16 protein-coding genes are annotated in these 21,870 nt (G+C 73.2%); 6 read left to right on the top strand and 10 right to left on the bottom strand.

The genetic code is table 11. The annotated features are described in order from the left end of the window. Positions 1 to 19: 19 nt before the first annotated feature. The 5 genes from AB0I42_RS03890 to AB0I42_RS03870 are packed head-to-tail and all read right to left on the bottom strand — an operon-like array spanning position 20 to position 7,412. Entirely contained in the window at positions 20 to 1,888 is a 1,869-nt protein-coding gene (locus AB0I42_RS03890; protein WP_357533930.1) for a lipopolysaccharide biosynthesis protein, read from the bottom strand. Continuing rightward, positions 1,885 to 2,757, bottom strand: a complete 873-nt coding sequence (locus AB0I42_RS03885; protein WP_357534131.1) for a sulfotransferase domain-containing protein — start codon at positions 2,755 to 2,757, stop codon at positions 1,885 to 1,887. Before AB0I42_RS03885 ends, AB0I42_RS03890 begins: the two co-directional genes overlap by 4 nt. Continuing rightward, positions 2,757 to 3,998 (bottom strand): hypothetical protein, encoded by a 1,242-nt coding sequence (locus AB0I42_RS03880; RefSeq protein WP_357533928.1) that lies wholly within the window; start codon positions 3,996 to 3,998, stop codon positions 2,757 to 2,759. Before AB0I42_RS03880 ends, AB0I42_RS03885 begins: the two co-directional genes overlap by 1 nt. Beyond that, a complete protein-coding gene (locus AB0I42_RS03875; protein WP_357533926.1) occupies positions 3,955 to 5,445 on the bottom strand; it encodes a hypothetical protein in 1,491 nt (496 codons plus the stop codon). Before AB0I42_RS03875 ends, AB0I42_RS03880 begins: the two co-directional genes overlap by 44 nt. After that, the gene (locus tag AB0I42_RS03870; protein ID WP_357533924.1) at positions 5,442 to 7,412 is read right to left on the bottom strand and encodes a Wzz/FepE/Etk N-terminal domain-containing protein; all 1,971 of its coding nucleotides are present in this window, start codon (positions 7,410 to 7,412) and stop codon (positions 5,442 to 5,444) included. The genes AB0I42_RS03875 and AB0I42_RS03870 overlap by 4 nt, the downstream gene beginning before the upstream one ends. Before the next feature lie 340 nt (positions 7,413 to 7,752). Between AB0I42_RS03870 and AB0I42_RS03865 the strand changes: the two genes are divergently transcribed. Continuing rightward, the gene (locus AB0I42_RS03865; protein ID WP_357533922.1) at positions 7,753 to 9,597 is read left to right on the top strand and encodes a DNRLRE domain-containing protein; all 1,845 of its coding nucleotides are present in this window, start codon (positions 7,753 to 7,755) and stop codon (positions 9,595 to 9,597) included. A 55-nt stretch (positions 9,598 to 9,652) separates the two neighbouring features. Here AB0I42_RS03865 and AB0I42_RS03860 read toward each other — a convergent pair whose 3' ends face one another. Together AB0I42_RS03860 and cysC are read right to left on the bottom strand one after the other, a co-directional pair. Then, a complete protein-coding gene (locus AB0I42_RS03860) occupies positions 9,653 to 10,021 on the bottom strand; it encodes a PepSY domain-containing protein (protein WP_357533920.1) in 369 nt (122 codons plus the stop codon). Positions 10,022 to 10,092: 71 nt separating this feature from the next. Continuing rightward, the gene (gene cysC, locus AB0I42_RS03855; protein WP_357533919.1) at positions 10,093 to 11,640 is read right to left on the bottom strand and encodes an adenylyl-sulfate kinase; all 1,548 of its coding nucleotides are present in this window, start codon (positions 11,638 to 11,640) and stop codon (positions 10,093 to 10,095) included. Positions 11,641 to 11,909: 269 nt separating this feature from the next. Here cysC and AB0I42_RS03850 point away from each other — a divergent pair, with 269 nt between their 5' ends. Genes AB0I42_RS03850 through AB0I42_RS03835 form a run of 4 tightly spaced genes read left to right on the top strand, consistent with a single transcriptional unit; the run spans position 11,910 to position 15,380 of the window. Further along, positions 11,910 to 12,830, top strand: a complete 921-nt coding sequence (locus AB0I42_RS03850) for an ABC transporter ATP-binding protein (RefSeq protein ID WP_357533918.1) — start codon at positions 11,910 to 11,912, stop codon at positions 12,828 to 12,830. Further along, positions 12,817 to 13,716: an ABC transporter permease gene (locus tag AB0I42_RS03845; protein WP_357533915.1), complete on the top strand. Its 900-nt coding sequence runs from the start codon at positions 12,817 to 12,819 to the stop codon at positions 13,714 to 13,716. Before AB0I42_RS03850 ends, AB0I42_RS03845 begins: the two co-directional genes overlap by 14 nt. Then, positions 13,713 to 14,624, top strand: a complete 912-nt coding sequence (locus AB0I42_RS03840; protein ID WP_357533913.1) for an ABC transporter ATP-binding protein — start codon at positions 13,713 to 13,715, stop codon at positions 14,622 to 14,624. The genes AB0I42_RS03845 and AB0I42_RS03840 overlap by 4 nt, the downstream gene beginning before the upstream one ends. Before the next feature lie 45 nt (positions 14,625 to 14,669). Then, positions 14,670 to 15,380, top strand: a complete 711-nt coding sequence (locus tag AB0I42_RS03835; protein WP_357533911.1) for an ABC transporter permease — start codon at positions 14,670 to 14,672, stop codon at positions 15,378 to 15,380. 161 nt (positions 15,381 to 15,541) lie between these two features. On the opposite strand, the gene ppc is transcribed toward AB0I42_RS03835, so the two are convergent. After that, on the bottom strand, positions 15,542 to 18,328 hold the full coding sequence (gene ppc, locus AB0I42_RS03830) for a phosphoenolpyruvate carboxylase (protein WP_357533909.1): 2,787 nt from the start codon (positions 18,326 to 18,328) through the stop codon (positions 15,542 to 15,544). A 202-nt stretch (positions 18,329 to 18,530) separates the two neighbouring features. Here ppc and AB0I42_RS03825 point away from each other — a divergent pair, with 202 nt between their 5' ends. Continuing rightward, a complete protein-coding gene (locus AB0I42_RS03825) occupies positions 18,531 to 19,718 on the top strand; it encodes a S66 peptidase family protein (protein ID WP_357533907.1) in 1,188 nt (395 codons plus the stop codon). 87 nt (positions 19,719 to 19,805) lie between these two features. Here the strand turns inward: AB0I42_RS03825 and AB0I42_RS03820 are convergent, their stop codons facing one another. Both AB0I42_RS03820 and AB0I42_RS03815 read right to left on the bottom strand, forming a co-directional pair. Further along, entirely contained in the window at positions 19,806 to 20,732 is a 927-nt protein-coding gene (locus tag AB0I42_RS03820) for a DUF559 domain-containing protein (protein WP_357533905.1), read from the bottom strand. A gap of 61 nt (positions 20,733 to 20,793) precedes the next feature. Beyond that, positions 20,794 to 21,729, bottom strand: a complete 936-nt coding sequence (locus AB0I42_RS03815; protein ID WP_357533903.1) for a cyclase family protein — start codon at positions 21,727 to 21,729, stop codon at positions 20,794 to 20,796. Positions 21,730 to 21,870 lie beyond the last annotated feature (141 nt).

Here is a 21,870-nt window from a genome sequence, read left to right as displayed (position 1 = left end):
CGGTTCGGTGTCGGGCTGGTCAGTTCGGTGTGGGGCGGACGGTCCTGCCCGGGCTGGTCAGTTCGGTGTCGGGTGGCCGGGTCCCGGTCGGTCGGGGCTTGCCGGCGGCGGGCTCCTCCGCCCGGCCGGCGGCCGGCGCCGGGCCGGGCCGTGGAGCTGGGCCGGGTCGTGGCGCCGGGCCGGGCCGTGGCGCCGGACGGGGGCCGACGGCGCGGGCGGCCGTCCGTGGGCGCCGGAAGGCGTCCAGCGCGAGCGGGCCGCGCAGCAGCCGTACGCCGGCCAGGTATGCGACGCCGGCCACGGCCACCGCCGTGAGCGCGGCCGCCGGGTCGGTGCCGGCCGCCGCCACGAAGATCCGGGGCAGTACGCCGAAACAGCCGACGGCGAGCGCGGCGGCGGTCAGCGTGCCGGGCCCGAACGGGTGCAGCCCCAGCGCCACGCCGACCTGGGCCAGCGGCAGGACGTTGTTGACGGCGACGGCGGCGGCGAGCCCGATCGCGGCCCCGAGCGCCCCGAGGCTGGGGATGAGGGCGAGGTCCAGCACGACGGTTACGCCCAGCGCGAGCGCGATGTTGGCCAGGTTCCAGCTCGTGCGGCCGGCCATCGCGAGCACCATGTCGACCATGCCGCAGCCGGTGGACAGCAGCATGGCACCGGCGAGTACGGCGACGATCGGGCCGCCGTCGCGGTAGGCGTCGCCGAAGAAGCCGAGGTAGAGCGGGGCGTACGTGAGCAGCAGCAGGTAGAGCGGCCAGGTGGCGAGCACCAGCCAGCCGGTGGCCGCCTGGTAGAGCCGCTTGGCGGTGGCCCGGTCGCCGGTGGCCAGCGCCTCGGCGAGCCGGGGCTGTACGGACTGCGAGATCCCCTGGTTGGCGAGCTGACCGAGTACGACGAACCGACCGGCGACGGCGTACAGCGCGGCCGCCCCGAGCCCACCGAGCCCCGCCACGAGCAGCAGGTCGACCCGCTGGAGGGCGAGCTGCCCGACACTCCCGACCGCCCGCGGCCAGTTGAACCCCCAGAACGCCCGCCAGACGCCCTTCTCCACCCGCCGCCGCCCCCCAAGATCCGTGTGATCAGGGGGCGCGCCGCCGACACGCGCGATTTGATCCCTGATCACCCGGATCTTGGGGGGACCGGGCTGACCGGGACGGCGGGGGCGCGGGGCGGTGGTGGTGTGGGTGCGGTACAGGGCGTACCCGGCCAGGACGGCGACCGGCAGGTACGGCAGCACCCAGGCCAGCGCGTACGCGGTGAGCGGCATGGCCAGCCACCCGGCGGCGACGGTGACCGCCGCGATCCCGGCGAGTTGCAGCAGCGGCCGGGCCGCCCGTTCGAGCACCAGCGTCGGTCCCAACCGCCGGTAGCCCCGGGTCGCCGCGAGCGCGGCGTCGGTGAAGGCGGCCAGCGGTACGAACCCGGCCAGCACCCGCAGCCCGGCGGTGTGCTGGGCGACGGTGTCCGGGCCGGCGTCGCCGGCGGTGATCCGGGCCAGGAACGGTGCCGCGACCAGCAGCCCGGCCCCGAGGACGACGGCGGCCCCGGCGACCGGGGCGAGGCCGGCCCGCAGGCAGATGCCGAGCAGGTGCCCCTGGCCCCGGGCCCGCAGCCGGGCCGGCCAGTAGACCAGCCCGGTCTGGGTGCCGAGCTTGGCGACCGCGCCGATCAGCACGAAGAGGGCGGTGGCGGCGAAGAACGCGCCGGCCTGTTCGGGGCCGAGGCCGCGGGTCACCAGCCAGGTGACGCCGATCCCGGCGACGGCGGCGAAGCCGGCCCCGGCGATGCCGGCCACCCCGCCCCGGGCCACCGCCCGCACCCCGCCCGTCGGCGTCGGCTCCGGCCGTACCGCAGGGGTCGGCGCGGCCGACGGAACCCCGCCGACGCTCACCGGTGCCACGACGGCGGGCGGCCGAGCCACGAGGTGAGCTGTTCGTCGTACGGGGCGTAGTGGGCGGTCAGGTCACGCCGTACCCGGTCCTCCATCGCGGTGCCGCGCGGCCGGGCGTTGTGCCGCTCGAACGCGGGGTAGCCGAGGTTCGGCAGGCCGAGGAAGTCCAGCACCTCGTCGTAGACGTCTTCCGGGGTGGCGAAGAACCGTTCGCTCTCCACCACGTGGATCCGGTCCCGGCCGACCCGGGCGGCCAGTTCGGCGAGGTGGGTCGCGTACTTGCCGCGGGCCCGGTAGGCGTGGTGCTGGTGGGCGAAGCTGTGGTACGTCGGATCGCCAGCGAGTCGCCGCTGCTCGCCGCGCAGCCGGGCCGGCTCCAGCGCCAGTGCCCGGCTGAACGAGGTCTCCGACTCGAAGCCGCGGGCCAGCTCGTGGGCGTGGTGCGAGTAGGCCCGCTCGACCGGATCGCGGACCAGCACGACCAGCTTCACGCCGGGCAGGTCGCGGGCGATCCGGGCCGGCGCGTGCGGGTGGTACATGTAGTACGGGCTGGATTCGAAGGTCTGCACCGGCACCCCGTGCCGCTCGGCCAGCCGGTCGGCGGTGCGGCGCAGCGGGAAGTGCGCCCGATACCAGGACAGGCCCCGGTGGTAGGACGTGTCGAAGTAGTGCACGCCCTTGTGCAGCACGGCCTTGAGGACCGCCGGGTGGGCGGCCATCGCCCGGTAGAGCGAGGTCGTGCCGCACCGTTGCCCGCCGCAGATCAGGAACGACGGCAGCATCCGGGCCGGCGCGGTGAGCCGGCCGTACGAGCGGGAGCCGAGGTGCGCGACCCGTTTGACCGGCTCGGGCACCCGGGAGGACCGGATCACTGGTAGCCCTCCACCCGGCGGACCAGGACCGGCAGCAGCCAGGTGCCGAGGACCCCGAGCCGGGCGCCGGCCTCGGCCTGCCGGTCGGCGAGATAGCGGGCGGCGAGGTCGATCAGGTAGAGCAGCGCGGTCAGTTCGGCGGTGCCGGGCGGGGTGTCGAAGGGGCGGAGCAGCAGCGGGGCCTGCCGTACGATGGCCTCGACCGCGGCCGGCGCGTCGCCGTTGGCCATGATGCGCTGTTGCAGGTCGTGGTGCAGGGCGTCGAACCCCAGCGGTACGCCGGTCGCGAACCGCTCCCAGTCCCAGACCAGCAGCCGGTCGCCGAGCGACGCCATGTTCCACGGCGCCCAGTCGCCGTGCCACGCGCCGTACCGCAGGTCGGTGTCGCCGGCACGGGCGGCGAGCGACCGGGCGGCCCCGGCGAGCGCGGCGCCCTCCGGCCGGTCGGCGACGGCGGTGAGCCGGTCGCGCATCTCGGCCCAGTACGGGCTGGTGGCCAGCCAGCCCCGGGAGATGCCGCAGCAGCCGGCGATCTCGCGCATCGCGTCGGTGAGCCGGTGCGGCTGCAACGGCTGGCGTGGCTCCCAGACCGGCAGCGCCGACTGCACCAGCACTTGGTGGCCGTGCCACTGGCCGGCGTGCCGCACCGCGGGCACCATCAGGTGCCGCAGATCCACGTGGGACAGCGCGGTCAGGGCGGCGGTCTCGGCGCGGACCAGGCGCCGGGTCAGCGGGCCGACGCCGAGCTTGGCGAATCCGGCGGTCTCGCCGGCCGGCGAGATGAGTTGCAGCACGGGTTTCCGGTTGGCCCGGGCGGGTCCGATGTGGACGCTGATGGCGAGGTCGGTGTCGAGTTGCCGGCGCAGGTAGCCGTCGATACCGCTCCCGGCCGGGCCGGTGACCCGGATCCGGTCCCGGAGCATCACCTTCGACGCCCCGCTGCGCAGCGCCAGCACGACGGCGTCGCGCTTGAGCCGGGCCGACCGGGACTGCGGTTCGGCGTAGTGGCGGACGGCGGCGGCGGCGACCCGCCGCGACCGGGTCGGGACCAGCAGCCGCGGCCGGCGGGCGTCGGGCACCACGAGATAGCCGGCGACCGGGCCGGCGCCGTCCCGCGGCCCGCCGTCGACGGCGCACGGCGGCGGGTAGAGCACGCCGAGCACTTCCTCCAGGTATCGCGCGCGCAACGCCGCGTCACCGTCGGTCAGGTGTGCCGGTGCGGTGGTGACCGGACTCATCTGCCTGCCTCCCCTCGTTGCGCCACAGCAGCGCGTAGGCCAAGAACATGAACGCCAGGGGGGTGACCAGCGCGTTGTACCAGAGCATGGCGGCGAACGAGCCGAGGATCGCGCAACTCCCGGCGATCCCGACCGGACTTCGGTCCCGCCGGAATCGCCACACTCCGTAACCGAGAAAGCCGAGGTACGCGAACGTGCCGGTCAGCCCGTGCGCGATGAGCAACTGCCAGAGTTGGCCGTTGCCGCCGATCGTGAAGTTGCCGCACCGTTCGCAGTCGGCGCTCTCGCCGACGGTGATCGAGTGGCGGCCGCCGATCGTGGTCCGGGTCGAGCCGTAGCCGATCACCGGTGACTCGGCGACGCCGGCGACCGCCCGCCCGATCAGGTAGGACCGCACGCCGTTGGACTTGCCGTTGTCGAGCCGGGCGGTGACCACGTTGCCGAGCGGGGTGACGACCAGCGCCGCCGCCAGCGCCACGGCCGCCGCCGCGAGCGCGCCGATCACCCAGACCCGACCGGCGAGGGCCAGCCGCAGTGCGACGTACCCGGCGGCCAGGCCGAGCCCGATCCACAGGCCCCGGTTCAGCGAGATCACCACCGGTACCACCGAGACGGCGAGGCAGGCCAGCGCGAGCAGCCGGGTACGCCGCCGGGTCACCTGCCCCCACGCCGCGACCACGAACCAGACCACCAGCAGGCAGAAGTTGTTGCCCCAGGTGTTGGTGTAGCCCCACGGGGCGGCCGGCCGGGGGCGCTGGTCGCCGATGATGTCGTGGATCTGTGCCGCGTACGGGTGCACCAGCGACTGCACGAACCCCCGGCCGCGGATCTCCGGCGGGAGCAGCATCTCGACCGGGGAGGTGAACTCGAACGTGCCGGCGAACACCCCGAGCAGCCCGCCGGCGACGGTGACCACGAACAGCCAGCCGAGCAGCCGGACCAGCCGCCGGACCGGCAGCTCGCGTTCGGTGAGGTTGCCGGCGTGGATCAGCAGCACGGTCATCGCCAGGTACTCGACGAGGCGGAAGAGCACGCCGACCATCCGGCCGGACGCCGGCCCGGGTACCGCGCCGGTCGGCTCGGAGCCGAGGGCGGCCATGCTCACGACCAGGACGGCGAGGAAGACGGCCCACAGCCAGAAGCCGGGCGGCAGCCGTACCGGGCGGCCACCGAGGTGCGCGCGCAGCAGCGCGTACGCCATCGGCACCGCCAGGATCGGGAAGATCAGTACGCCGAGCCCGAGCGCCCACCACAGTGGATAGAGCAGGAGCAGCCCGGTCACCGGCCAGGCGGGCAGGACCGGCGGCGGGCCGGCCGCCCGGTGCTTGCCACCGGCCACCGGCCCGACGGCGTACCCGGCCATGGGCGGGTGGCCCGGAGCGTCGCCCGGCGGCGCCTCCCGGTCGGGGGGCCGACCCGGGCCGGCGGCCGGTGCGACGACGGTCACCGGCCGGGCCCGTCGCGGCCGTCGTCGCCGGTACGCGCCGACGGCAGCCCGCCGTCGCCGGTGGTCGGCCAGCCGTCGGCCGTGGCACGGTCCATCTCGGCCAGCGTGAGCCGGTCGAGCCGGTGCAGTACGGCGGTCTCGACGCCACCGTCGCCCTCACCGGCGTCGGTGCCCGGCCCGGTGGCCGTCCGGGTACGGATCAGCGCGGTGCCGGCGGTGAGGTCGAGCCGCGCGACCCGGGCCTCGTCGGCCGTCCTGCCGCTCCGACCGGCGCCGTCGCGGGTCGTGCTGGCACGCGAGAGGGCGTCGCGCGAAACGGTGTCGCGGGCGGCGGCATCGGGTGCGGCGGCGATCCGGGGTGCCGCGTCGCGGGTGGTGCCGTCGTGCGACACGCCGCCGCGGGTGGCCGCCTCGCGCGCGGTGCCGCTTCGCTTCCCGGTACGGCCGCGCGGGGCCGCCCCGGACTCGCCGTCCCGCTGCGGGGTGAGGCGCGGCAGGACGACCGCGCCGAGCAGCGGGGTGCCGATCCGGCGCAGTTGGTCGGCCGCGTCGGTGACCTCGTCCCGGCGGGTCCGGCGCAACTCCACCGCGATGAGCGCGGCGTCGGCGAAGGAGGCGAGGCTCTGCGCGTCGGCGCTGGTCGCCGTCGACGGGGCCTCGATGACGACGTACGCGGTGCCGCCGCTGAGCCGGTCGAGCACCTCGCCGAGGTAGGGCGAACGCAGCAGGCCGGCGGCCGTCGCGGTGCCACCGGTGGTCAGCACCCGCAGCCAGGGGTTGCGGGGCGCGCGCTGGGCGGCGGTGTCGAGGTCGACCTTGCCGGCGAGTACCTCGGACAGGCCGGGCGTGGATGCCACACCGAAGAGCTGGGCGAGCGGTGTCGTCTCGGCGATGCTCCCCGCCGGGTTCGCGCCGACGAGCACGACCTCGGAGCCGGTGTGCGCCAGGGTGGCGGCGAGATTGGCGGCGACCAGGGTCGACGCGGTGCCCCGGCTGGCGCCGGTGACCACCACGATCCGGTCGTCGGGCCCGAGGCTGGCCAGCACCTCGTTGCGCAGCCGGTAGAACGTGTGCCCGCCGGGCCCGTACGGCTGGTGCAGGTCGTCGACGCGCGGCGCGGTCCGGTCGCTCAGCTCGGCGAGGACCGGTACGCCGGTCCGGCGCCCGACGTCGGAACCGGCGCGGATCCGGCGGTCGAGGCGTTCCCGGGCGGCGGCCACGCCCAGCCCGAGCAGCAGGCCGAGCATGGCGCCGCTGGCGAGGTTGAGCAGGGTGTCGGGCCGGCTCGGCCGGGTCGGCAGCCGGGCGTCGCTGATGATCCGTCCGGCGCTGACGGTGGCGGTGGTCAGTTCGTTGAGCTTGCCGGTCAGCGAGTTGAGCTGGGCCTGGGTGGTGGCGCGCTGGCTCTCCAGATTGGCCCGTTGCGGGCTGCCCGCGGACAGTCCGGCGAGCCGGCCGATGACCTGGACCAGCGCCGCGTCCAGCTCCTTGATCTTGCTGTTCAGGGCGGCGATCTGGGTGTCCAGGTCGGCGCGGGCGCTGGCCTCCCGGTTGCGCAGGTAGGCCTCCGCGAAGGCGTGCGAGCCGGCGCGGGCCGCCTCGGGCTCGCCGGCCGCGAAGGTGATGACCAGGACCGAGGTGTTGGCCGGCACCTTGACCGAGACGTCGTGCGCGAGGTCGTCGGCGGCGGTGTCGACGCGCAGGAGTTCGGCGGCGCCGGTCGCCACCGCGGTGGAGCGGACCAGTTGGGCCTCGGTGTCGAGGTTGATGTCGCCCCTGGTCCGGCCGCCGACCACGTTGGTGTCCTGGCCGGCGGGCTGGACCAGCACCGACGTCGAGGACTCGTAGACCCTGGCCTGGGTGCTGGTCACCACGCCCGCGCCGGCCAGCCCGGTGACCAGCAGCGCGAGCACGACCCACCACTGGCGGCGGAGCAGGCCGAGGTGGTCGGACAGGTCTGGAGACACCGGACGAGACACGTCCATCAGATTCGGGGGCCCTTTCCACAGATGGCGGCGCCGCCCGACCGGCTTGTCGGACGACGACATGTTCTGGGGGGTTTGTCACTTCGGCGGCGTATCTCCCCCTGAGGGGTAAACGGGCGGTCGGGCCGTACGTAACTCTTGATGCGGAGACCGGCCCAGGATGCCAGGAAGATAACGATTGAGGGGTAAACGAGGCTTTAGCTGATTTACGCGGCTCTAGAGGTTAAATGTGTTTTAAGCAACATGTGTCAGGAAAGTGGGAGGCAACGGACGGGCGAGCCGCCGAGGAGGACTTGCCCCAGGCACGGAAGGACCTCCGGCCATGGTCAGAAGGGACACCCTCGCCGCGACCGGCACCGCGGTCGCCGCCATCGCCCTGGCGGTCCTGCTCGGACATCTCGGCGGACAGGTCGGGGCCGCCCCCGACCAGCGGATCCCGGTCAGCGACGACACCTACACCGCGACCGACGTACCCACGACCGTCTCCGGCGGCCGCTCCGAACTGGTGGCCGGCGGCACCGGCGGGGCGGCCCGGATCACATACCTCAAGTTCACCGTCGGCCCGCTGCGCGGCGGCCGCGAACCGGCCCGCGCCGAGATCCGCCTGACCAGTCGGGGCACCGAACTGCCCGGCCACATCGAGCTGACCCGGGTCCCGGCCAACACCTGGCGGGAGTCGTCGGTCACCGACCGGTCCGCACCCCGGCTCGGCTCCGTGGTGGCCACCGCGGCACCGCGCCCGGCCGACCCCGGCGTCACCTTCGACGTCACCGACGAGGTACGCGGACCCGGTACGTACTCGTTCGCGGTGACCGTGCCGGGCGGCGACACGATGGCCCGGTTCGCCGCGAAGGAAGGCGTACGGCCCGCCGAGGCACTGTCGCAGCCGACCCTGTGGCTGTCCTGGCTCGGCGCCCGTGGCGGCCGGGCACCGGGCGTGCCGGCCGCCGGGGCACCGGGGGCACCGACCGCCGGAGCACCCGGCGTGCCGGCCGCCGCCGCACCCGGCATACCGGGTGCCCCGACCGCGACGAGCACCCCGACAGCGACACCGTCCGGCACCCCGTCGCCGTCCGGCACCCCAGACCCGACACCGACCGGCACCCCGACCGCCAGTCCGACGCCCACCGGGCCGGGCAGCCCGACGCCCACCGGGCCGGGCAGTCCGACGGCCACCCCCGGTCCCACCGCTCCCACCACCGGCCCGCCCGGTGACCCCGACTGCGCGGTCGGCGCGAAACTCGTACCCACCTGCGGTGTGCTGTGGGGGGTCGCACCGGGCGCGCACACCGGCACCCCGCGTACGACGGCCCTGCGCGAGTTCGAGCTGAAGACCGGCCGGCCGCAGGCGATCTACCACGCCTACCACCGGGGCACCGAGATCTTCCCGACCGCCGAGGAGATCGCCATCGCCCGCGACCCCCGCAACCCGCGCCTGCTCTTCCTGAACTGGAAACCGCAGGGCGCCTCCTGGGCGCGGATCGCGGCGGGCGATCCGGAGGTCGACGCCCACCTGGACCGGCTGGCCGCGCACCTGCGGACCAACTTCCCGGAACAGTTCTTCTTCACCGTCCACCACGAGCCGGAGGACGACGTACGCCCGGAGCCCGGGTCCGGCTACACCGCCGACGACTACGCCGCCATGTTCCGGTACGTCGTCACCCGGCTGCGCGACGCCGGCGCCACCGGCATCGTCTCCACCCTGGTGCACATGGCGTACGTGCCGTGGAACGTCCAGCCGTGGTTCCCTGATCTCTACCCCGGCGACGACGTCGTCGACTGGATCGCCTGGGACGCCTACGCCTACAGCGATCCCGGCTACGGGTACGGCGACTTCGCCGAGATGATGAACCGGCGGTCGGACCGGCACCCGTCGTGGCCCGGGTTCTACAACTGGGCGGCGGCCCGCTATCCCGACAAGCCGCTGATGCTCAGCGAGTGGGGTGTCTGGCACTCCGACCGCAACCCGAACCACAAGGCCGGGTTCTACCGCTCGGTCGGCGACCAGATGCGGCTCTTCCCACGGGTGAAGGCGATGGTCTACTTCGACACGCCCCGCAACCAGCAGGGCTACGACTCGCGGGTGGACAGCAGCCCGTTCGCGCTGATCGCCTACCGCGCCCTCGGCCGGCAGGCACAGTTCCAGGTCGACGTACGTCGTCGCTAGCACCACCGGACGCCGAAGGCCGGCTGCCGACAGGGCGGCCGGCCTTCGTGCCGGATCAGTCGTCGTCGCGGTCGTCGTCCTGCTCGAACTTGACGATCTCGCCGGTCTCCCGGTCGACGTCGACCTCGTATTCGACCCGGTCCTTGTAGATCTCGACCTCCCAGACCGGGCGGCCGTGCTCCCGGTCCCGGTCGACCTCCTCGACGGTGCCGCCGCCGACCCGGGCGAGCGCGATCTCCTTCGCGCGTTCCGCCGAGACCGGGTCGGTCGCCGGGCCGGTGCCGGCGTCGCCGGTCCGCGCGGCCGCCACGGCCGGCCGGCGGTCCTGGCCGGTGTCCGCCGCCACGGCGGCGATCGCCGTACCGGTGATCGCCAGGGCGGCGACGCCGCCGACGGCCAGGGCGACGATCGTTTTGCGGGTCATGGTGGGCCTCCTTCGGTTGCCTGTGGACCAAAGGTTCGCCCGGGACGGGATAGCGCCGCGCTGTGCCGGCGCTAAGGCCCGGTTAAGGCCTCCGTCGGGGGGAGATGGGGCTCCACCCAGCCGGTCTCGATCAGATAGTGCAGGACCGCCTCGACACCCGCCTCGATGCTCGAGTTGCTGGTGTCCACGACCAGTTCGGCGTCGGTCGGCACCTCGTACGGGTCGTCGATGCCGGTCATCCCGGTCAGTTGGCCGGCGCGGGCCCGCGCGTAGAGGCCCTTGCGGTCGCGCCGCTCGCACACCTCCAGCGGGGTGGCGACGTGTACCAGCACGAAACCCGCCCCGGCGGCGTGCGCCATCGCCCGCGCGGTCGCCCGGGCCCGCTCGTACGGGGCGATCGGGCAGCAGATCGCCAGCCCGTGGTGGCGTGCCACCTCCGCCGCGACCCAACCGATCCGGCGCACGTTGAGATCCCGGTCGGCCTTGCTGAATCCGAGCCCGGCGGACAGTTCCCGGCGTACGACGTCACCGTCGAGCAGGGTGACCGTCCGCTCGCCGCTCTCCCGCAGCGCGTCGGCGACTCCACGGGCGATCGTCGACTTGCCCGACCCGGACAGCCCGGTGAAGAACAGCACCAGTCCACGGAAGCGGCGCGGCGGCCGGGCCCGGGCGAGTTCCTTGGCGACCGCCGGCGGCGTGTGCCATTCCGGCAGCGGGAAACCGCGGTCGAGGAGGTCCTCGACCTCGGCCGGGCTCAGCGCCAGCCGCCGGTTGCGCGGCGGGATGTCGTCGCGCCAGCGCCACTGGCCGTCACGGCTGTCGTAGGCGAGTTCGCGGGGCACCAGCACCCGCAACCCGCCGCCGGAAAGCGTGTCACCGGTCGACAGCAGATGGGTCACGCCGTACGCGGCGGCGACCCGGGCCCGCAGCAGCGCGTCGCGGATCTCGTCGCCGCGTCGGGCCATCGGAACCACGACCAGGGTGGCCGGCGGCATCCGGTCGCGGGCCGCGAAGACGCTGCGGACCAGCACCTCGGGCGCGAGCCCGTCGATCCCGTGCTCGGTCAACGGGATCAGGATCAGCACATGGGCGGCGAGGGTACGGGCCGCGTGCGCGATCTGGGCCAGTTGCGGCCGGTGCAGCGGCCGGTCGGCGAGCACCCCCAGCACCCGGCCGGGCGGCAGTAGCCCGCGGATCTCGGCCGGTGCCCGGCGCAGCCGCTGGAACGGGCCGTTGGCGCCGTCGCCGAGCCGGCGGACCGTGCCCCCGACGCCGGCCCAGCCGTCGCGGGTCGACCAGAGGTCGGTGACGTCGACCGCCGCCAGCGGGGCACCCTCCGGATCGGTCAGCACCAGCACCCGCTGCAACGGGTTGTCCAGGTCGAAGTTGGTGACCAGCTGGACCGGCACCTCCAGCGTCACCGGCACCGGCCACGGCGTGCCGTCGGCGAGCCGGGCCCGGTGGTGCAGCGCGGACAGGTCGACGCGACCGAGGAACCCGGTCAGCGGGGCGTACGCGCCGGAGAGCAGCAGCTCCAGGTCGGCCAGTTCGTGCGGGCGCGGCGTGTAAGCCGGCGCGTCCCGCAGCACCCCATCGGGCAGCACCCACCCGTTGCTCATCGCACCCCCAACTGCTGACCGGCACACAGTTTCGCAGCCCCGGCGGGCATCGGTCGAGAGTGCCACGGCGCGGTTGCCGCGGCACCGCCTCCGTCCCAGCCGTTACCGTCCCGGAACCTGCCCCATCATCGCGCACCGATGGCGGGCGCCGCGCCGCTGCCCCGGGTCCGCCCCTAGGGTCGCCGGACGGGGGCGTCAGGGCAAGCTCAGGGAAAAGGGTCGACTTCGGTCGGTCCCACGACGGCCCGCCGATCCCTACGCTGGGCGGCGTGACACTTATCGCGACCCAGTCGCTCACCAAGACGTACGGCGGGCGGGTGACCGCCCTGTCCGACCTGACGGTGACGGTCGAGCCGGGCATCGTCGGCCTGGTCGGCGCCAACGGCGCGGGCAAGTCGACCTTCATCAAGATCATGCTCGGTCTGCTCGAACCGAGCAGCGGCCAGCTCCGGGTCCTCGATCTCGACCCGACGACGCAGGCCGAGCAGGTCCGGGCCCGGGTCGGCTACATGCCCGAACACGAGAGCCTGCCGCCCGACCTGTCGGCGGCCGAATTCGTCACCCATCTCGGCCGGATCAGCGGGCTGCCGCGCACCATCGCCCGGGAGCGGGCTTCGGAGGCGCTGCGCCACGTCGGCCTCTACGAGGAGCGCTACCGGCAGATCGGTGGCTACTCCACCGGCATGAAGCAGCGGGTCAAGCTCGCCCAGGCGCTCGTGCACGACCCCGACCTGCTGCTGCTCGACGAGCCCACCAACGGGCTCGACCCGGCCGGCCGCGACGCGATGCTCAACCTCATCCAGCGCATCGGCACCGAGTTCGGCATCTCCGTACTCGTCTGCTCGCACCTGCTCGGCGAGGTCGAGCGGATCTGCGACTCGCTGATCGCGATCGACGGCGGCCGACTGCTGCGCGCCGACAACATCTCGGCCATGACCGGCGCCACCGACGTGCTCACCATCGAGGTCAGCGAGGGCGTCGACGAACTCGCCGCCCGCCTCACCGCGGACCGGCTGCCGGTGCGCCGCGAGGGCCGGCTGCTGCTCGTACCGGTCGAGAGCGACCAGACGTACGACCTGATCATGACCGCGGTGGCCGAACTCGAACTGCCGCTGCACCGTCTCGACCAGCGGCGGCACCGGGTGGCCGAGCTGTTCGCCCAGAGGGAGACCACCAGTGCCCACGCCTGAGACCCACGCCCCGACGGGCGTCATCCACGACATCGGATACCAGCGCTACACCGGGCCCCGGCTCGGCCGGCGGTACGTCGTCGGCTCGCTCTACGTGCACGCGCTGCGTACGGCGTTCGGCCTCGGCCGCAGCGCCAAGGCGAAGATCTTCCCCTGGCTGATCGTCGGCGTCGTCACCCTCGTCGCGGTCATCGGGACCGCCGTACGGGCCCAGATCGGCGAGGTCCTGTTCACCTATGCCCAGTTCGCCGACGCGCTGAGCTGGCTGGTCATCTTCTTCGTCGCCATCGTCGCGCCCGAACTGGTCTCCCGCGACCTGCGCAGCGGCGTCCTGCCGCTCTACTTCTCCCGGCCGTTGCGCCGCGGCGACTACGCCCTGACGAAGCTGGTCGCCCTCGTCACCGCGGTCTGGCTGCTGCTCGGCGGACCGCAGCTACTGATGTTCATCGGGGCCGCGTTCACGCTCGACGGCGGCGCCGGCGCGGTCTGGGACGAGGTCCTCGACCTGGTGCCCGGGCTGCTCTACGCCGGCATGTGGGCGGTCCTCTTCGGCGTCGTCGGGTTGCTCGTCGCCTCCCTGACCGGCAAGCGGGCGTTCGCCGCCGGTGGCATCGTCGCCGTCTTCCTGATGACCACCCCGGTCGCCGGCGTGCTGTCGGTCATGCCGTCGCAGGCCGTCAACGAACTGGCCGGGATCGCCGCCCCGTCCACCCTCGTGCAGGGCATCGGCATCTGGCTGTTCCGCGACCAGCTGATCACCTTCGACGGCGGTGTCGCGGGAATGCCCGGCGACTTCGGACCCGTGTACGGCCTGTTCGCCGTCGCCTTCGTCGCCGCCTGCGTCCTGCTGCTGCTCGCCCGATACCGGAAGGTCGCCGCCTCATGAGCAACGTCGAGTTGGCGGGCGTCTCCCGCTGGTACGGCAACGTCGTCGCGGTCAACGACGTCACGATGACCCTCGGCCCGGGCGTCACCGGGCTGCTCGGCCCGAACGGCGCCGGCAAGACCACCCTGCTGCACATGATGGCCGGCTTCCTCGCCCCGTCCCGGGGAACCCTCACCGTCGACGGCGCGCCCACCTGGCGCAACCCGTCGATCTACCGGCGGCTCGGGCTGGTCAGCGAACGTGAGGCGGCCTACCCGTTCCTCAGCGCGTACGAGTTCGTGCTGGCCAGTGCGCGGCTGCACGGGCTGCCCGATCCGGTCGCCGCCGCCAAGTCGGCGATCGACATGGTCGAGATGGCCGACGCGCAACACCGGCGGATCGGCACGTACTCCAAGGGCATGCGGCAGCGGGCCCGGGTCGCCGCCGCTCTCGTCCACGACCCGCAGGTGCTGCTGCTCGACGAGCCGTTCAACGGCATGGACCCGCGGCAGCGGATGCACATGATGGACCTGCTGCACCGGCTCGGGGACGCCGGCCGGACCATCCTGTTCAGCTCGCACATCCTCGAAGAGGTCGAGCAGCTGTCCGGCACGGTGCAGGTGATCGTCGCCGGCCGGCTCGCCGCGTCCGGCGACTTCCGCTCCATCCGGCGGCTGATGACCAACCGGCCGCACGTCTTCGCCGTCCAGTCGACCGACGACCGGCGGCTGGCCACCGCGCTCATCGCCGAGCCGTCGGTCGCCGGCGTCGAACTCGACCGCGTCGGCCTGACCGTCCGCGCCAGCGACTACGGCACCTTCACCCGGGTGCTGCCCCGGGTCGCGCTCACCACCGGCATCCGGGTCCGCCGCCTGCTGCCGTCCGACGAGTCGCTGGAGAGCGTGTTCTCGTACCTGGTGGAGGCGTGACCGTGCCCGGCACCGCGCCCGCCGATCGTCCATAGAGGAGTCTTCTTGTCCACCGTCACCTGGATCACCGCCCGCGGCCTGTTCGGTCGCCGCCGGTTCCTGCTGCTGGTCCCACTACCGCTGCTGGTGGTCGCGCTCGCCGTCGCGTCCCGGGTCGTCGGCATCGACCCCGACGCCTGGGGGCAGGCGGTCGTGCTCGGCCTCGGGCTGGCCGTCGTACTGCCCGTCGTCGCGCTCATCGTCGGCACCGGCGTACTCGGCTCCGAGATCGACGACGGAACCGTCGTCCACATCCTGACCACCCCGTTGCCCCGCTGGCAGATCATCCTGCCCAAGCTGTTCGTGGCGACCGCGGTCACCACGGTCACCGCCGCGATCCCGCTCTACATCGCCGGGGTGCTCGCCCACTCGGTACGGTTCGGGCTGGCCCTGGTCGCGGTCAGCGCGATCGGTGCGCTGGCGTACTCGGCGTTCTTCCTGGCGCTGAGCCTGCTCACCCGGCGGCCGGTGCTGCTCGGCCTGGTCTACGTGCTGATCTGGGAGGGGCTGCTCGGCAACTTCGTCAGCGGCACCCGGGTGCTGTCCATCCAGCAGTACGTGGTGACGCTGGCCGACAAGATCGCCCCGACCGAGATCCTGACCGCCACGGTCGGCGTCCCGCTGGCCGTGGTGATGAGCGTCCTGATCACGGTGGCCGGCACGGTGCTCGCCGTCGACCGGCTGCGCTCCTTCAGCGTCGCCGGCGAAACGAGCTGACCCCTCAAGATCCCCGTGATCAGGGACCGAATCCCGCGTGGCGTCGGCGTGCCGCGCGACGTACTCCCTGATCACGCGGATCTTGCGGGCGAGCGGCCGGGCGGGGGCCGGGACGGTGGGGCGGCGGCGCAGCTTAGCCGCGCCGCCGCGTGGGGCCAGGGTCAGCCGGTGTTGCGCATCCCGGCGGCGATGCCGTTGACCGTGGTCAGCAGGGCCCGTTCCAGCGCGGTGCCGTCGTCGGGGCCACGCCGGGCGCCGGGAGCGGTCGCCACCGCCCGGCCGGCCGCACCCGAGTCCCGGTACTGCCGCAGCAGCGCCACCTGCAGGTGGTGCAGCGGCTCCAGGTAGGTGTCGCGGACGGCCAGCGTGCGCTGGAGCACCGGCGAGTTCTCCAGCAGGTCGGGTGCGCCGGTGATGGCGAGCACCTCACGCCTGGTCTGCTCGTACTCCTGCTCGATCGTGGCGAAGATCGGCTGTAGCGGCTCGGGCACCAGCGTCTCCACGTACCGCCGGGCGATGCTGAGATCGGTCTTGGTCAGCATCATCTCGACGTTCGACACGAACGTACGGAAGAAGTGCCAGCTGTCGTGCATCTCGGTCAGGACATCCGACAGCCCCGCCGCCCGCGCCGCCGCCAGCCCCGACCCGACCCCGAACCAGCCGGGCACGATCTGCCGCGACTGGGTCCAGCCGAAGACCCACGGGATGGCCCGCAGGCCGCCCAACCCGGCACCGGTGTTCGGTCGCTTCGACGGCCGGGAACCGATGTTGAGGGCACCGAGCAGCTCGGTCGGCGTCGACGCCCAGAAGTATTCCGGCAGGTCCGGGTTCTCGACCAGGGCCCGGTAGACGCGGAACGCCGCGTCGGAGACGACGTCCATCGCCGCGTCCCACCGCTCCAACTGCTCCTCCGGCTGCCGCGGCGTGGTGTGCAGCAACGTCGCCTGGAGCACCGCGGCGACGGTCAGTTCGAGGTTCTCCCGGGCCAGCGCCGGCAGCGTGTACTTGTCGGAGATGACCTCACCCTGCTCGGTGACCTTGATCGCGCCGTCGAGGGTGCCGTACGGCTGGGCCAGGATCGCCTCGTGGGTCGGCCCGCCGCCCCGGCCGACGGTGCCGCCCCGGCCGTGGAAGAGCCGCAGCCGTACGCCGTGCCGGGCCGCCACGTCACGCAGCGACCGCTGGGCCCGGTGGATCGACCACTGCGACGTGGTGATGCCGGCCTCCTTGTTGGAGTCGGAGTAGCCGAGCATCACCTCCTGCACGTCGCCCCGGGCCGCGACGATTGCCCGGTAGGCGGGCAGCGACAGCATCTCGTCGAGCAGTTCGCCGCCGGCGTTCAACTCGGCGGGCGTCTCCAGCAGCGGCACGAACCCGATCCGGGCCCGGCCGTTGTGCACGTCGACCAACCCGGCCTCGCGGGCCAGCACGGCCGCGGCGAGCACGTCGTCGACCCCGAGCGTCATCGAGATGATGTACGACTCGACCACCTCGGCCCCGAACCGCTCCTGCGCGTCGCGGATCGTGCCGAACACGTCGAACGTCTTTCGCGCGCTCTCGGTCAACGGGGTGTCGATGCTGGTCAGCGGCCGCCGGCCGGTGAGTTCCTCGGCCAGCAGCTTGGTCCGGTCGGCCCGCGACAGCCGGTTGTAGTCGGTCACCTCGCCGACCCGCCCGTAGAGCTGGGCCAGCACCGCGTGGTGCGCCTCGGCGTGCTCGCGTACGTCCATCGTGGCCAGGTGCAGCCCGAACGACGACACCGTACGGATCACCGAGGCGAGCTTGCCGACGGCGGTGAGCTGCCCGGCGTTGCGGGCCAGCGACGCCCGCATCACCTCCAGGTCGGCGAGCAGTTCGCCGGAGCCCCGGTAGTCGCGGCCCGGCACGTGCGCGGTGCCCCGGGCCAGCCGCTGCCGGGTGTTGTCGAGCTTGGCCTTCACGCAGCGCGCCTTGAGCCGGTAGGGCTCCTCGGCGTTCGTGCGCCGGAACCGGGGCGCGACCTCGGGCAGCGCGTCGAGGTCCTTGGCGAGACTGGCGGACAGGTCCAGCGAGACCCCGCGCAGCCGGCGGGACACCGACACCTCGTCGATGAGGGCGTCCATCGCCTTCTCGGTCGCCTGGATGCCGTGCTCGTGCTGGATGAGCAGCACGTCGCGGGTCACGGTCGGGGTGACGAACGGGTTGCCGTCGCGGTCGCCGCCGATCCAGGTGCCGAAGGTCAGCGGCCGGCTGGTCGGCGACGTCTCCACGCCGAGCGTCCGCAGCGTGTCGGCGAGGTCGTCGAGCACCTGCGGGGCGGCGTCGCCGTAGAGGTCACGCAGGTAGTAGACGGCGTTGCGGGCCTCGTCGGTCGGGTCGGGCCGGTCCAGCCGCAGCTCGTCGGTCTGCCACAGCAGGTCGAGCAGTTCGGCGAGGCGCCGGCTGGTCGGGCCCTCGTCGGTGGCGCCGTACAGCACCGAGTTGGCGGCCTCGGCGTCGAGTTCGTCGGCGACGGCACGCAGCTTCGACAGGATCGACCGCCGGGCGGCCTCGGTCGGGTGCGCGGTGAAGACCGGCCGTACGGCGAGCCGGCGGGCGGCGGCGGCGATCTCGTCGGCCGGCACGCCGCGTTCGGCGATCAGCTTGGCGGCCTGGTCCAGCCAGCCGCCCTGGGTGGCCCGGCGGCGGCGCAGGTCGCGGGAGCGGTGCACCTGCTCGGTGATGTTGGCGAGATGGAAGTAGGTGGAAAAGGCGCGGGCCAGCTTGGTGCCCGTGGTGACGTCCATCGCGGCGAGCCGCAGCGCGGCGGCCTCGGCGTCGGACCGGACCAGGGCGCGGATCTCCTCGACCAGGTCGAGCAGGGGACGCCCCTCCTGGCGGGCCAGGGTCTGTCCGAGGAGGGTGCCGAGCCGCCGGATGTCGGCGCGCAGCGCCGCGTCGGGGCCGTCGTGGTCTAGCTGGTCGGTCACCGTGCGCTCCTTACAGTTGTACGGAGGACAGCGCTGTCCGGCTCCAAGAATGCTATCGGCGGTGCCACCGGCCGGGGTCGGGGTGGTGAGTCAAGTCTCAGGGGTTACCTGATCGCTACCCTATATCGCCCGAAAGGTGCGATAAGTAAGTGAGCCGAAAACCGCGTGCCCGGGTCGCCGGCCAGGGATAGCGTCGGTCGGCATGCGCTATCCGCCGAAGCCGAAGCCCGGTGACCGGGTCGCGGTGATCTCCCCGTCCGCCGGCCTGCCGGCGATCTTCCCGCACGTGTACGAACTCGGCCTGCGCCGACTGCGCGAGGAGTTCCTCCTCGAACCGGTCGAATACCCGACCACCCGGGTGACGGGGGCCAGCGCCGCCGACCGGGCCCGGGACACCACAGCCGCGTTCGCCGACCCGACGATCACCGCCGTACTCGCCACCGTCGGCGGCGACGACCAGATCACCGTCGTCCCACACCTCGACGACGCCGTGCTGCGCGCCAACCCGAAGCCGTTCTTCGGCTACTCCGACAACACCAACCTGCTCAACCACCTCTTCGGGCTCGGCATCGTGTCGTACCACGGGGGTTCGGTCCTGGTGCACCTCGGCAGGCCAGGGACGCTGCACCCGCAGACCGCGGAGTCGCTGCGCGCCGCCCTGTTCACGTCCGGCTGGTACGACCTCACACCCGCCGACAGTTGGAACGACGAGCCCGCCGACTGGGCCGATCCGGCCAACCTCGACCGCGACCCGACGATGTTTCCCGGGGCGGGATGGCACTGGCAGGGGCCGGCGACGGTGGTCGAGGGGCCGGTCTGGGGCGGCAACCTGGAGATCCTCCACTGGCTGCTCGCCACGAACCGGGTCGGCCCGACCCCGTGGCTGGGCCCGCCGCCCGACCCCGCCGCCGAGCCGCCAGGCGCTGCCACCGCTTCGGGCGCTGCCACCGCGTCGGGCGCTGCCACCGCGTCGGGCACTGCCGCCGCGTCGGGTACTGCTACCGCGTCAGGCGCTGCTGCCGCCTCGGGCGCTGCCGTCGAGCGGGGCGGCATTCTGGTCGTGGAGACGTCGGAAGAGTTGCCGTCGGACGTCGAGGTCTACCGCATCCTGCGCAACCTCGGCGAGCGCGGCCTGCTGGCGAACTTTCCGGCCGTCGTCGTCGGCCGCCCCAAGTCCTGGGACTTCGCCAAGCGGCTGTCGCCGCCGCAGAAGCAGGAGTACGCGGCGGCCCAGCGTGCGGCGGTCACCCGCGCCGTCGGGGAGTACAACCCGGACGCCGTGCTCGTCTTCGACGTGGACCTCGGCCACACCGACCCACAGTTGATCATCCCGTACGGCGGCCTCGCCCGCGTCGACGCCGTCCAACGCCGCATTTCCGTCCGCTACTGACGGACGCCCGTCTGTACCGACGGACGCCCGAGTTGATCTGGGCACGAACCACCCTACGAGGACTTCATAAGGTGGTTCACGCCCAGATCAACTCGGGCTATCGGTGGCCTGAGCAGCTCGTCGGCGTTCGGCGATGGCCTGGCGCACCAGGGCGATGATCCGGTCCGGGTGCCGGAGCACGTCGTCGGCGGTGAACCGCAGCACGAGCCAGCCGCAGGCGCGCAGGTCGTTGAGCCGGGCGACGTCGCGGCGGAACTGGGTGCGTTCCCGGTGGTGGTCGCCCTCGTACTCGATGGCGATCCGCCACCGTGGGTAGGCCAGGTCGACGCGTCCGACGAACCGGCCCCGGTGGTCGTGGACCTCGTGCTGGGCGACGGGCGTCGGCAGGCCCCCGTCGATCAGGACGAGGCGGAGTCTGGTCTCCATCGGTGACCCGCTGTGCGGCTCGGCGAGGGCGAGCACCTGCCGGAGTTGCCTGATTCCGGGGCAGGGCGGGTGGGCGGCGAGATACCCGGCGAGGGTGTCGACCCGGACGAGCCGTCGGGCGAGCAGCGCGTCGACAGCTACGACCGCCTCGACGCGGGGCAGCAGGCGGCCGAGATCGAACGCCGTCCGAGCCGGTGTGGTGACCGGCAGGTTCGCGAAGCGGGTGATGTCGTCGCCGGTCAGTCGCTGGTAGCTGGCTGCCACGCGCTGGTGTCCGCGGGGCCGGTAGTTGCCCGGCAGCACGACCGCAACGGGACTTTGTCGATCAAGGAGATTCACGCCCCAGAGGTAGGCGGCGCTGCGCCCGCAGATGGCCGCGCACGGTGGCAGGGTCAACGCGACCGCGTCGCACCACATCCGGTGGTCGTCGGGCTGGTAGCCGTCGGCATGGACGTAGACATCGGGCAGCAGCCGGTGCCAGGCCTGTCCTTCGAGCATCCGCCTGGTGAGGAGTCCGTCGGCGATGGCTCGACTGCCGAGAAACGGGAGGAAGGCCAACTCTCGCGGAACTTTGGCGGTGCGTGGCATCCGGCGAGCATGTCGCCTGCCGGACGGCCCCGTTGCCCCGCGCCGACGGCCGACGGTGGAGTCAGGGCAGCACGGCGAAGGCGCGTACGGGGAGGGTGCCCATCCCGGCGACCATCGGTGGCGCCGCGGTGAAGCGGAAGCCCTCCGGCGGAAGCTGGTCGAGGCCACGCAGGTGCTCGACGATCGGGATGCCGGCGGCCAGCAGCGCGCTGTGCGTCGGCCGCTGCCCGCCGGCGGCGGGGGAGGAGTCGTCGATGTTCAGCGAGTCGATGCCGACCAGCGCCGCACCCTGTTCGACCAGCCATCGCGCCCCGTCGCCGGAGAGATACGGGTGATCCGGGCCGCCGTACCGCTCGGTGCCGAAGTGCGCGTCCCAGCCGGTGTGTAGCAGCACCGCCCGGCCGGTCACCTCGTACGGGGCGAGCAGCAGCCGGTCGATGGCACGTATCCCGTCCGGGACGCGTACGACGAGACCGGGCAGGTCGGCGAGCCGGTCGAGCCCGACGCCGGAGAGATCGGGCGTACCGGCATAGCGGTGTGCGGGCGTGTCGACGTACGTACCCGTGTTGCCGATCATGGTGATCCGGGCGACGTGGAACTCGACGCCCTCGGCGTAGCGGGCCCGGGACGCCTCGCGTGACAGCCACTCGTCGATCACCGGGCCGGGCCACCCGGGCAGCGTCGTCATGCCGTCGTGGATGACGTGGCTCAGCTCGACCAGCCGCCGCCCGCCCCGCCCACCCTCGGCAGTGGTGGTGCTGCCGGTGCCGCGACCACCTCGGTGCGCCTCGCGGAGCAGGGTCTTCCCGCTGATCCGCACCTCGGCGACCATGAGCAGCCCCAGGTGGCGTACGAAGAGCGCGGCGAGATCGTCGTCGCTGATGTCCGACCCCGGGATGTCGAGCCGGAAGTCCTCGGTACGCAGCCCGCCACCATTGGTGAAGGTCACCTCGGCGTCGAACCGCACCCGCCACTGTTCGGTCGGGTGCCCCCTCACTTCGTTCGGTGGCACCCGACTTGGACTGGGTTGGCTGGTTCCCTCGCTCCGCTCGGTCACGTGCCCCCTCACTTCGTTCGGTGGCACCCGACTTGAACTGAGTTGGCTGGTTCCCTCGCTTCGCTCGGTCACGGGAAAAGC

The organism is Polymorphospora sp. NPDC050346 (assembly GCF_040655695.1).
Lineage (GTDB): Bacteria > Actinomycetota > Actinomycetes > Mycobacteriales > Micromonosporaceae > Polymorphospora > Polymorphospora lycopeni.
The sequence above is the reverse complement of the archived record's forward strand: the minus strand, read 5'-3'. Positions and strand labels throughout refer to the sequence as shown.